At 62.6% G+C, this 11,381-nt stretch carries 10 protein-coding genes and 1 other RNA gene; 9 read left to right on the plus strand and 2 right to left on the minus strand.

Translation table 11 applies throughout. The features are described from left to right. Positions 1-17: 17 nt before the first annotated feature. Positions 18-389, minus strand: a complete 372-nt coding sequence (locus tag IF103_RS04435; protein ID WP_023378821.1) for a YraN family protein — start codon at positions 387-389, stop codon at positions 18-20. Then, complete coding sequence (locus IF103_RS04440; RefSeq protein ID WP_023378822.1) at positions 389-2,206, minus strand: penicillin-binding protein activator; 1,818 nt, start codon at positions 2,204-2,206, stop codon at positions 389-391. Before IF103_RS04440 ends, IF103_RS04435 begins: the two co-directional genes overlap by 1 nt. Before the next feature lie 268 nt (positions 2,207-2,474). On the opposite strand from IF103_RS04440, the gene rsmI reads away from it, so the two are divergent. The 9 genes from rsmI to mraY all read left to right on the plus strand — a co-directional run bounded on the left by rsmI (position 2,475) and on the right by mraY (position 11,375). Continuing rightward, a complete protein-coding gene (gene rsmI, locus IF103_RS04445; RefSeq protein ID WP_238546554.1) occupies positions 2,475-3,269 on the plus strand; it encodes a 16S rRNA (cytidine(1402)-2'-O)-methyltransferase in 795 nt (264 codons plus the stop codon). A gap of 67 nt (positions 3,270-3,336) precedes the next feature. Beyond that, positions 3,337-3,710: RNase P RNA component class A (gene rnpB / locus IF103_RS04450), an RNA gene on the plus strand. Between the two features lie 307 nt (positions 3,711-4,017). After that, the gene (gene mraZ / locus IF103_RS04455) at positions 4,018-4,473 is read left to right on the plus strand and encodes a division/cell wall cluster transcriptional repressor MraZ (RefSeq protein ID WP_016395508.1); all 456 of its coding nucleotides are present in this window, start codon (positions 4,018-4,020) and stop codon (positions 4,471-4,473) included. Beyond that, positions 4,470-5,417: a 16S rRNA (cytosine(1402)-N(4))-methyltransferase RsmH gene (gene rsmH, locus IF103_RS04460; RefSeq protein ID WP_023378825.1), complete on the plus strand. Its 948-nt coding sequence runs from the start codon at positions 4,470-4,472 to the stop codon at positions 5,415-5,417. The genes mraZ and rsmH overlap by 4 nt, the downstream gene beginning before the upstream one ends. After that, on the plus strand, positions 5,414-5,707 hold the full coding sequence (gene ftsL, locus IF103_RS04465) for a cell division protein FtsL (protein WP_023378826.1): 294 nt from the start codon (positions 5,414-5,416) through the stop codon (positions 5,705-5,707). Before rsmH ends, ftsL begins: the two co-directional genes overlap by 4 nt. Continuing rightward, positions 5,707-7,446, plus strand: coding sequence for a peptidoglycan D,D-transpeptidase FtsI family protein (locus IF103_RS04470; RefSeq protein WP_162144468.1), 1,740 nt, complete (start codon positions 5,707-5,709; stop codon positions 7,444-7,446). Before ftsL ends, IF103_RS04470 begins: the two co-directional genes overlap by 1 nt. Continuing rightward, positions 7,443-8,933 (plus strand): UDP-N-acetylmuramoyl-L-alanyl-D-glutamate--2,6-diaminopimelate ligase, encoded by a 1,491-nt coding sequence (locus tag IF103_RS04475; protein ID WP_027908083.1) that lies wholly within the window; start codon positions 7,443-7,445, stop codon positions 8,931-8,933. Before IF103_RS04470 ends, IF103_RS04475 begins: the two co-directional genes overlap by 4 nt. Next, on the plus strand, positions 8,926-10,293 hold the full coding sequence (locus IF103_RS04480) for a UDP-N-acetylmuramoyl-tripeptide--D-alanyl-D-alanine ligase (protein WP_023378829.1): 1,368 nt from the start codon (positions 8,926-8,928) through the stop codon (positions 10,291-10,293). Before IF103_RS04475 ends, IF103_RS04480 begins: the two co-directional genes overlap by 8 nt. Beyond that, a complete protein-coding gene (gene mraY / locus IF103_RS04485) occupies positions 10,293-11,375 on the plus strand; it encodes a phospho-N-acetylmuramoyl-pentapeptide-transferase (RefSeq protein ID WP_023378830.1) in 1,083 nt (360 codons plus the stop codon). Before IF103_RS04480 ends, mraY begins: the two co-directional genes overlap by 1 nt. The last annotated feature ends 6 nt before the right edge of the window (positions 11,376-11,381 follow it).

The raw sequence follows: 11,381 nt of genomic DNA on the forward strand, positions 1-11,381 counted from the left end.
AAAAAAATGAAGTGGGTTCAGCATTCGAAGGCGTTTTTCAGCCATTGAAGCGGTCGGCCTGCATGCTGGCTGCCCTGCAGGGCGACAACGTCGAAGCGGCAGGGTTGGTTGGCCCAACGGGACTCCTTCTGCAAGAACAGGCTGGCGGCAAGCGCCAGTCTTTTCTGCTTGCGCCCGTCGATACTGCCGAGGGCGCCACCGAAATCCGCATGCAAGCGGTAGCGGACTTCGACGAATACTACTGTATCGGCGTCGAGCATGACCAGATCAAGCTCGCCGCCTTTACATCGCCAATTGCGAGCCAGCAGTTGCAGGCCTTGCCCCTGAAGGTATTCAAGGGCTTGGTTTTCTGCGGTTTGGCCGGCACGGGTCGGCGATGCGTCCGGCATCAGCGCGCAGTGTCCGGCAGGCGCTTGATCTGGCCGCCCGAGAACTCGGCCCACGGCAGCTGACGCTCCACGCGCTGGTTGGCGTTCATGGTCAGGCTTCCGGAGAGGCCTTGCACGCGGTTATCCGGCAGTGCCTTGAGTTGGCCCAGGCGAGGCGCCAGGCTGTAGGCGTCAACGCCCATGGCGTACAGGCGGCCAAGGCTGCCGGCGGCTTGCGGCCACTGTTGGACCACTTGTTGACGCAAATTGTTGGTGGTGTCGAGCAGCCACGGGGTTTCGCAGAAGCGAATGCCGTTCATGTCGTTGTACTGGTTGACGTCACCGCTGGCGCTGTAGAGGTTCGAGGTGGCGTATACCGGTACGTCGCCCGCGTACTGGAAGTTCAGCGTCGGCTTGATCTGTTGCGCCTGTTGCGGGGTCGAGGCGAGGAAGATGAAGTCGATGTCCTGGCGACGCGAAGGCTGTGCGGCAATGTTGCCACCTACCGTGCTTTGCAAGCTCTGGGCGCGACCTTCGCTCTGGCGAAGTTGGAACAGGTCGGCGATTTGCTGGGCCAGGGCTACTGGCTGGGCGATGCGCTCGGCGGCCAGCAGGGTGCCGCCGTTGCTCTCCCAGTCCTTGCGGAAGGCGGCAAGCACGCGGTCACCCCATTCGCCGCTCGGCACCAGGGCAACGGCCCGGACCATGCCGTCGGCACGGGCGCGGCGAGACACTTCGCGAGCTTCGTCCTCGGCGGCCAGGCCGAACTGGAACAGTTGCGGTGGGGTGGCTTGCCCGGCGTCCGCGTAGTTCAGCGCCAGGGTGGTGATTGGCAGTTGCGGGTAGGCCGCGAGCTTTTTCACCAGTGGTTTTTCCAGTGGGCCGACCACCAGCTGTACGCCTGCGGCCTGCGCCTGGCGGTAGAAGTCGTCGAGGGAGGTGATGCGCGAGCTATCGAAGACCTGAACGGCGGGCGCCGGCTGGCCGGCCTGCTGGGCCTGGAAGTGCGCAGCCATGAAGCCATCACGCAGGGCGCGGGCGACACCGGCCAGTGGGCCCTCCTGAGGCAGCAGCAGGGCGATCTTGGTCAGTGGCTGGCTGGCCAGTTCCTTGAGCTTGGTCAGCGCCAGCGGCAGTTGCTGTGCTGCAGGGTGGTCAGGGTGCTGCTTGCGCCAGGTTTCGATGGCCGCTTGCTGCTGCTCAAGGGTGCCGGCGCTCTTCACTGCAAGGGCCAGGCTGGTCCAGCCGCCCAGGGTTTCGTTGCCTGCTGGCTGCTGCAGCTGTTCGGCCGGCAGTGATGCCACCAGCGCCCAGATCGAATCGTTGTTGCTGCTGGCGGCCTGGCCACTGAGCAGGGGTGCCAGCAGAACGCGCTGCTGGGCTGCGGCAAGCGCCTGGCCGTCGGCTTCGAGGGCGGCGGCATGCACATTGTAGGTGCGGGCCTGTTGTTCTTCCGGCAGCTCGGCAACGCGTTGCAGGCTCGGGTGCGACAAGGCGGCCAGCGCCGCCTTGGGCTGCTTGCGGCTCATCGCCAGTTCTGCGGCGAGGGTGCTGGCGAACACCTGCTGCGCAGGCTTGAGCGTGTCCAGTGGTACTTGTTCGAGAATGCGCGCGGCGCGCGGGAAGTCCTTCTGCTTGTAGGCCAGGTCGGCGGCGCTCAGGCGCAGCAGTGCGGCATCTTCCGCAGATTTGCTGGTGGAGGCTTTTTCGAGCAGTTGCTCGATGCTGGCGTCCGGGGTGCGTGGCAGTTCGCCCAGGCTGGATGAGGGCGAGCTGGCGCAGGCTGCCAGCAAGGTAGCGAGGCAGAGGGCTGTGAGCAGCCGCAGGCAAGCGATCATGTAAAGGTCCTGTTACTCGATCAAGTTGGCCGGCAATTGTACCCAAGCGCTGGCCGGGGCGCGATGTCGCCGATGCGGAACCTTCACTATAGGTGGCTCACCATTGGTCGTATGCGAAGTTCTTTGCGCTCTGTAACAAGCGCTCGGGCTACAATGGCGCCTTTGATCCGAAAGACAGGTGTGCGCAGTGACTGATGTGGCAGGGGCTTCCAAAACCACCGTGGGTACGCTGTACGTCGTGGCAACGCCCATTGGCAACCTTGACGACATGAGCGCCAGGGCGCTGAAGGTACTGGCCAATGTCGCCCTGATAGCGGCCGAGGACACCCGGCACTCGATCCGCTTGCTGCAGCACTTTGGCATCGATACGCCGCTGGCTGCCTGCCATGAACACAATGAACGCGACGAAGGCGGTCGGTTCCTGGGCAAGCTGTTGGCCGGCGACGATGTGGCGTTGGTCTCCGATGCTGGTACGCCGCTGATTTCCGATCCTGGCTACCACTTGGTGCGTCAGGCGCGAGCGGCAGGCGTCAATGTGGTCCCGGTGCCAGGTGCGTGCGCGTTGATCGCCGCACTGTCGGCAGCGGGCCTGCCGTCCGACCGGTTCATCTTCGAAGGCTTCCTGCCTGCGAAGGCTGCCGGTCGCCGTGCCCGGCTCGAGCAGGTAAAGGAAGAGCCTCGTACGTTGATCTTCTACGAGGCGCCTCACCGTATCCTCGAGTGCCTGGAAGACATGGTGGCTGTGTTCGGGGCCGAGCGACCGGCACTGCTTGCACGTGAACTGACCAAGACCTTCGAGACGCTCAAGGGCTTGCCCTTGGGTGAGCTGAGAGCTTTTGTCGCCAGCGATGCCAACCAGCAGCGCGGTGAGTGCGTGGTGTTGGTGGGCGGCTGGAGTGCGCCGGAGGGCGACCAGGCCATCAGTGCCGAGGCCCAGCGGGTGCTGGATCTGTTGCTGGCGGAATTGCCGCTCAAGCGCGCGGCGGCATTGGCTGCGGAAATCACCGGTGTGCGCAAGAATCTGTTGTATCAGGCCGCACTGGAAAAGCAGAAAGCCCAGTAGTGGCCTTATGCTATTCTTTGCGGTATGGCTTGTTCTTGGGCGCGCCTACCGTTAACCTTGGCGGCGGAGAGTCGATCGGACAGTCGCTGCCTGCTTTTGTTCCGCAACTTTTGTTGCGTGACGGCAGGGGGAGGAAAGTCCGGGCTCCATAGGGCAGGGTGCCAGGTAACGCCTGGGAGGCGCGAGCCTACGGAAAGTGCCACAGAAAACAACCGCCTAAGCACTTCGGTGCCGGTAAGGGTGAAAAGGTGCGGTAAGAGCGCACCGCACGGCTGGCAACAGTCCGTGGCTAGGTAAACCCCACTCGGAGCAAGACCAAATAGGGTTCCATTAGGCGTGGCCCGCGTCGGAACCGGGTAGGTTGCTAGAGGCGTCCAGTGATGGCCGTCGTAGAGGAATGACTGTCCTCGACAAAACCCGGCTTACAGATCGACTCTCCACCTTCCTCTCCTGCTTGAATCGATAGCAGATCCCTCTTGGTAATACCGAAAAATTCTTACTCTTAATAAATCACTTTAACTTCAAACTCTATCCGTCTGGGAGCGTTTGATTTTCCCCGTCTTTTTTTCTTTCCGGCAGTGCTTCCTTCTTCCCTTGTTGCGCTAAATCTCGGTCCTGTAAGGGTTTTCCTTATGAACGTGCCTTGACGGTGCAGCGGGCGGATTCCTATAGTGTGCGCAAGTGGCAGAAAGTGGGATGAAGTGGGTTTTCTGGCACAAAAAAGCTAACATTGTGGGGAATCGCAGCCGTGTTCCGCGGAGCCAACGCCGTCAGCCTCGATGCAAAGGGCCGTCTCGCAATGCCGAGCCGGTACCGTGACGAGCTCGATTCGCGTTGCAATGGCCAGCTGATCGTGACCATCGATGCCGTTGATCCCTGCTTGTGCGTATACCCCCTCGATGAGTGGGAACAGATAGAAGCCAAGTTGCGTGCCTTGCCGTCGTTGCGTGAGGAAAACCGCCGCCTGCAGCGTCTGCTGATCGGCAATGCGGTTGACCTGGAGCTCGATGGCAGCGGGCGTTTCCTGGTGCCGCCCCGTTTGCGCGAATACGCCAAGCTCGACAAGAAGGCGATGCTGGTGGGGCAACTGAACAAATTCCAGTTGTGGGATGAGGATGCCTGGAACGTGGTTTCGGCAGCCGACCTCGCAGCTATTCAACAACCGGGCGCCATGCCCGACGATTTGCGTGACCTGATCCTGTGACCATAGATAGCGGCTTCAACCACATTACCGTATTGCTCGACGAAGCTGTCGAGGCATTGGCCCTGCGCGCCGACGGTTGCTATCTGGACGGCACCTTTGGCCGTGGCGGACACAGTCGGCTGATTCTCAGCAAGCTCGGGCCGCAAGGTCGCTTGCTGGGCTTCGACAAAGATCCACAGGCGATTGCAACCGGGCAAGCGCTGGCGGCCGAAGACGGCCGCTTTGTCATTGTGCAGCGCAGCTTTGCCGAGCTGGGCTCGGAGGTGGCCGCGCGCGGGCTGGATGGCAAGATCAGCGGCATCCTGCTCGACCTGGGCGTGTCTTCGCCGCAGCTGGACGACCCCGAGCGCGGTTTCAGCTTCCTCAATGATGGCCCCCTGGACATGCGCATGAACCCGGACCAGGGCATCAGTGCCGCCGAGTTCATCGCCACCGCTGCCGAGGAAGAGATCGCCCGCGTCTTCAAGGAATACGGCGAAGAGCGTTTCGCCAAGCGCATGGCCCGTGCCGTGGTGCAGCGTCGCGAACAACAGCCGTTCACCCGCACCGCCGATCTCGCCGAAGTGCTTAAGGTGGCCAACCCTGCCTGGGAAAAGGGCAAGAACCCAGCGACCCGGGCGTTCCAGGGCCTGCGCATTCACGTCAATAACGAGCTGGGCGACCTCGAAGCCGGCCTGGAGGCTGCAATCGATGCGCTTGAGGTCGGTGGCCGCCTTGCCGTCATCAGCTTCCACTCACTCGAAGACCGTATCGTCAAACTGTTCATGCGCAAGCTGGCCAAAGGCGAGGCGGACAATCTGCCGCGCAACCTGCCGGTGCAGCACAAAGCCTTCGAACCGAAAATCCGCCTGATCGGCAAGGCGCAATTCGCCTCCGAAGCAGAGCTCAAAGCCAACCCGCGGGCACGCAGTGCCGTCATGCGGGTGGCGGAGAAACTGCGGTGAGCCGGCTTTTTGCCAAGCCTCTTCCAGGTGGGAGCTTCCTGATGCTTCTGCTGTTCGTCGCTGTCCTGATTTCGGCCATCGCGGTGTCCTACAGCGCCCACTGGAACCGTCAGTTGCTCAACACGTTGTACGGTGAGTTGAACGAGCGCGACAAAGCCCAGGCCGAATGGGGGCGCCTGATCCTCGAACAAAGTACCTGGACTGCTGCCAGCCGTATCGAGAGCCTGGCTTCCGAGCAGCTCAAGATGCGCGTTCCTGCGGCTGACGAAGTGCGAATGGTGGCGCCATGATGAAGCTCGAAGGCGCACTCTACCCCTGGCGCTTCCGGGTCGTGATCGGCTTGCTGGCTTTGATGGTCGGTGCCATCTGTTGGCGTATCATCGACCTGCAGGTGGTCGATCGTGACTTCCTCAAGGGCCAGGGCGACGCACGCAGCCTGCGCCACATCCCGATTCCAGCACACCGTGGTCTGATCACCGACCGCAACGGTGAGCCGCTCGCCGTCAGTACGCCGGTCACCACCTTGTGGGCCAACCCCAAGGAGATGCAGGCATCCAAGGACCGCTGGCCTCAACTGGCTGCTGCGCTTGGGCAGAGTGCCCAGCAATTGACCGAGCGTCTGACCCAGCAGGCGAACAAGGAATTCATCTACTTGGTGCGCGGCCTGACCCCGGAGCAGGGCCAGCATGTGCTCGACCTCAAGGTGCCGGGTGTCTACGGCCTGGAGGAGTTCCGCCGCTTCTATCCAGCTGGCGATGTCACCGCGCACATGGTCGGTTTCACCGACCTGGACGACCATGGTCGCGAAGGGGTCGAACTGGCCTACGACGAATGGCTGGCCGGAGTGCCCGGCAAGCGGCAAGTGATCAAGGACCGGCGTGGCCGGCTGATCAAGGACATTCAGGTAACCAAGAACGCCAAGGCCGGAAAGACCTTGGCGTTGTCGATAGACCTGCGCCTGCAGTACCTGGCGACCCGCGAACTGCGCAACGCCATCGCCGAGCAGGACGCCAAGGCCGGCAGCCTGGTGATCATGGACGTCAAGACCGGCGAAGTCCTGGCGATGGTCAACCAGCCGACCTACAACCCGAACAATCGCCGTAGCATGTTCCCGGCCGCGATGCGCAACCGGGCGATCATCGACGTGTTCGAGCCGGGCTCGACCGTCAAGCCGATCTCCATGAGTGCGGCACTGGAAAGCGGTCGCTGGAAGCCTACCGACAAGGTCGAGGTGTATCCGGGCAGCCTGCAGATCGGCCGCTACACCATCAAGGACGTGTCCAAGAGCGAAGGCCCGATCCTCGACCTGACCGGCATCCTGATCAACTCCAGTAACGTGGGCATGAGCAAGATCGCCTTCGACATTGGTGGCGAGGCGATTTATCGGGTCATGTCCCAGGTTGGCCTGGGCCAATACACCGGCCTGGGCTTCCCGGGCGAGCGCGTCGGAAACCTGCCGAACCACCGTGAGTGGCGCAAGGCCGAAACCGCGACCCTTTCCTATGGCTACGGCGTTTCGGTCACCGCCTTGCAGTTGGTGCACGCCTACGCGGCGCTGGCCAACGACGGCAAGATGGTGCCGCTGTCGATCCTCAAGGTCGACAAGGCGCCTGAAGCCGTGCAGGCGATTCCCAAGGAAACCGCCGAAACCATCCAGGGCATGCTGCAGCAGGTCATCGAAGCGCCGCGCGGCGTGTTCCGTGCCCAGGTGCCGTTCTATCACGTCGGTGGCAAGTCCGGTACGGCGCGTAAGGCCACGGTTGGCTCCAAGGGCTACACCGAGAACGCCTACCGTTCGTTGTTCGCCGGCTTCGGGCCGATGAGCGACCCGCGTTACGCCATCGTCGTGGTCATCGACGAGCCGAGCAAGGGCGGTTACTTCGGCGGTCTGGTTTCGGCGCCGGTATTCAGCAAGGTCATGTCGGGCACCCTGCGCCTGATGAACGTGCCGCCAGACAACCTGCCGCCCCCAGCACCCGTTGAAACATCGCAAGTCAATGCAGCAGCCGCCAAGGGAGGGCGTGGATGATGACAATGCCATTGAGCAAGCTTTTCGCCCATGCCAGCCGCGATCCGCTGATTCGTGAGCTGACCCTGGACAGTCGCCATGTGCGCCCTGGTGACCTGTTCCTGGCCGTGCCAGGCGCGAAGGTCGATGGTCGTGATCATATTGCCGATGCCTTGGCCCGTGGCGCTGCCGCAGTGGCTTATGAAGAGCGTGGCGCCAATGTGCTGCCGCTGACCGACGTGCCGCTGATCCCGGTCAAGGGCCTGGTTGCCCAGTTGTCCAAGATTGCTGGGCACTTCTATGGTGAACCCAGCCGCCAGTTGAACCTGGTGGGTGTTACCGGCACCAACGGCAAGACCAGTGTCACCCAATTGGTAGCCCAGGCGCTCGATCTGCTTGGCCAGCGTTGCGGCCTGATCGGCACCCTGGGTACTGGTTTCTATGGCGAGTTGCAGAGCGGTCGGCTGACCACGCCAGATCCGATTGCCGTGCAGTCGACCCTTAACGATCTCAAGAAGGGTGGCGCCAAGGCCGTGGCCATGGAGGTGTCCTCCCATGCGTTGGAGCAGGGGCGTGTCGCTGCGCTGGAATTCGACATCGCGGTCATGACCAACCTGTCCCGCGACCATCTGGATTACCACGGCAGCATGGAGGCATACGAGGCCGCCAAGGCCAAGTTGTTCGCATGGCCCAGCCTGCGTTGCCAGGTGGTCAATCTGGATGATGATTTCGGTCGACGCCTGGCCGAAGACTATGCCCGCCGCCCGAGTGTCGACCATGTCGAGACCCGGCTGCTCAGTTACAGCCTGGAAAACCCGGACGCTTCGCTGTTCTGCCGCGAAGCGCATTTCGATGATGATGGCGTGCGCGCCACACTGGTCACTGCCCAGGGCGAACGTATCCTGCGCAGCCAGCTGCTGGGCCGCTTCAACCTGAGTAACATGCTCGCCGCTGTTGCCACGCTGTTGGCGCTCGAGTACTCGCTTGACGAGATTCTCAAGGTCACCCCTGACTTGCACGGGCCAGTCGGTCGCATGCAGCGCCTGGGTGGCGGTGACAAGCCGCTGGTGGTGGTCGATTACGCCCACACCCCGGATGCGCTGGAGAAGGTCCTCGAGGCCCTGCGTCCGCATGCTCACGGCAAGCTGCTATGCCTGTTCGGTTGTGGTGGCGACCGTGATCGCGGTAAGCGCCCGTTGATGGCCGACGTGGCCGAGCGCCTGGCCGACCGCGTGCTGGTCACTGACGACAACCCGCGTACCGAAGACCCCCTGCGCATCTTCGACGATATTCGCCCCGGTTTCAGCAAGCCGGACGCCGCCGAATTCGTCGCCGGTCGCGGTGAAGCCATCGCGCACCTGATCGCAACTGCCGCCGCCGATGACGTGATCGTCCTGGCCGGCAAGGGGCACGAGGACTACCAGGAGATCAACGGCCAGCGCCACGATTTCTCCGACCTGGTCGAAGCCGAGAAGGCACTTGCAGCCTGGGAGGCTCCGCATGCTTAAACCCATGATACTCAGCCACCTGACCACTGCACTGAATGCGCGGTTGGTGGGTACCGATGCCAGCTTCAACGGTGTCAGCATCGACAGCCGCAGCGTCAGCGCCGGCCAACTGTTCGTTGCCTTGACGGGGCCGCGTTTCGACGGCCACGACTACCTGGCTGATGTAAAAGCCAAGGGCGCGGTTGCTGCCTTGGTCGAGCGCGAAATCGCCGATGTCGAACTCCCCCAACTGGTCGTGGCCGATGCCCGGCTGGCCCTGGGACAGTTGGGTGCATTGAACCGCGCCGAGTTCGACAAGCCGGTCGTGGCGATCACCGGTTCCAGTGGCAAGACCACGGTCAAGGAAATGCTGGCGGCTATCCTGCGTACGCGTGGGGTGGTACATGCGACCCGTGGCAACCTGAACAACGACTTGGGCGCGCCGCTGACACTGCTGGAAATCGCCCCCGAGCACAGCGCCGCCGTCATCGAGCTGGGCGCGTCGCGCATTGGCGAAATCCGTTACACCGTGGGCCTCACCCAGCCACAGGTGGTCATCATCAACAATGCCGGTACTGCCCACGTGGGTGAGTTCGGTGGGCCGGAGAAAATCGTCGAGGCCAAGGGTGAAATCCTCGAAGGGCTGGGCGAGGGCGGCACCGCCATCCTCAACCTGGCAGACAAGGCCTTCGAGATCTGGCGCAAGCGTGCCGGCACTCATCGGGTCCTGAGCTTCGCCCTGGACAACCCGCAGGCGGACTTCCATGCCAGGGATATCGGGCGTGATGCCCGGGGTTGCCCGTCCTTCACCCTGGTGGGGCCAGATGGCAGCGTGCCAGTGCAGCTCAACCTGCTCGGCACACACAACGTCAGCAACGCCCTCGCGGCCGCGGCCGCGGCACATGCCGTTGGTCTGAGCCTGCACGGCATCGCCGTCGGGCTGGGCGCCGTGCAGCCGGTCAAGGGCCGGACTGTGGCGCAGATTGCGCCGAACGGCGTGCGCGTCATCGACGATAGCTACAACGCAAATCCCACCTCCATGTGCGCGGCCATTGATATACTCGCCGGCTTTTCCGGGCGCACCGTTCTGGTGCTTGGGGATATCGGCGAATTGGGCCAATGGGCCGAGGAAGGTCACCGTCAGGTGGGCGACTACGCGCGCGGCAAGGTCGATGCCTTGTATGCGGTGGGAACCAACATGACACACGCGGTCAAAGCGTTCGGCGCCAATGGCCGTCACTTCGCAACGCAAGCTGAGCTGATCGACGCCGTTCGCGGCGAGACGGCCAGCGACACCACAATCTTGATCAAGGGCTCGCGCAGCGCTGCGATGGAAAACGTCGTGGCGGCTTTGTGCGGTGCCAGCGGGGAGAAACATTAATGCTGCTGCTGTTGGCTGAGTATCTGCAACAGTTCCACAAAGGCTTCGCAGTCTTTCAGTACTTGTCCCTGCGCGGGATTCTCGGTGTACTGACCGCGTTGTCCCTGGCGCTGTGGCTGGGTCCGTGGATGATCCGCACCTTGCAGATTCGCCAGATCGGTCAGGCTGTCCGTAACGACGGCCCGCAATCGCACCTGTCCAAGTCCGGCACCCCGACCATGGGCGGTGCCTTGATCCTGTCCGCCATCGGCGTCAGCACCCTGTTGTGGGCCGACTTGAGCAATCGTTATGTGTGGGTCGTGCTGATCGTCACCCTGCTGTTCGGTGCCATCGGTTGGGTCGACGACTACCGCAAGGTGATCGAGAAGAACTCCCGCGGCTTGCCGAGTCGCTGGAAGTATTTCTGGCAGTCGGTGTTCGGCCTGGGAGCCGCGGTCTTCTTGTACAAGACCGCTCCGACCAGCATCGAGACCACCCTTATCGTGCCATTCCTCAAGGATGTCACCATCCCGCTGGGTATCGGCTTCGTTGTGCTGACGTACTTCGTGATCGTCGGCTCCAGCAACGCGGTCAACCTGACCGACGGCCTGGATGGCCTGGCCATCATGCCGACCGTGATGGTGGGCGGTGCCCTGGGTATCTTCTGCTACCTGTCGGGTAACGTGAAATTCGCCGAATACCTGTTGATCCCGTACGTGCCGGGCTCGGGCGAGCTGATCGTGTTCTGCGGCGCGCTGATCGGTGCGGGCCTGGGCTTCCTTTGGTTCAACACGTATCCGGCCCAGGTCTTCATGGGCGACGTTGGCGCACTGGCACTGGGGGCCGCGCTGGGTACCATCGCCGTGATCGTGCGTCAGGAAATCGTGCTGTTCATCATGGGCGGCGTGTTTGTCATGGAGACCTTGTCGGTGGTGATTCAGGTCGCCTCCTTCAAGCTCACGGGCAAGCGCGTGTTCCGCATGGCACCGATCCACCACCACTTTGAACTCAAGGGTTGGCCCGAACCGCGGGTGATCGTCCGTTTCTGGATCATCACCGTGATTCTGGTGCTGATCGGCCTTGCAACCCTGAAACTGAGGTAGATGAGC

Origin of the sequence: Pseudomonas sp. SK2 (assembly GCF_016772395.1) — a bacterium.
Classification (GTDB): domain Bacteria; phylum Pseudomonadota; class Gammaproteobacteria; order Pseudomonadales; family Pseudomonadaceae; genus Aquipseudomonas; species Aquipseudomonas taiwanensis.

What these genes read in the sequence shown, in the direction of transcription:
- IF103_RS04435 (WP_023378821.1), bottom strand. Translation starts at nt 389, where the DNA reads ATGCCGGACGCATCGCCGACCCGTGCCGGCCAAACCGCAGAAAACCAA.
- IF103_RS04440 (WP_023378822.1), bottom strand. Translation starts at nt 2,206, where the DNA reads ATGATCGCTTGCCTGCGGCTGCTCACAGCCCTCTGCCTCGCTACCTTG.
- rsmI (WP_238546554.1), top strand. Translation starts at nt 2,475, where the DNA reads ATGAGCGCCAGGGCGCTGAAGGTACTGGCCAATGTCGCCCTGATAGCG.
- IF103_RS04470 (WP_162144468.1), top strand. Translation starts at nt 5,707, where the DNA reads ATGAAGCTCGAAGGCGCACTCTACCCCTGGCGCTTCCGGGTCGTGATC.
- IF103_RS04475 (WP_027908083.1), top strand. Translation starts at nt 7,443, where the DNA reads ATGATGACAATGCCATTGAGCAAGCTTTTCGCCCATGCCAGCCGCGAT.
- IF103_RS04480 (WP_023378829.1), top strand. Translation starts at nt 8,926, where the DNA reads ATGCTTAAACCCATGATACTCAGCCACCTGACCACTGCACTGAATGCG.
- mraY (WP_023378830.1), top strand. Translation starts at nt 10,293, where the DNA reads ATGCTGCTGCTGTTGGCTGAGTATCTGCAACAGTTCCACAAAGGCTTC.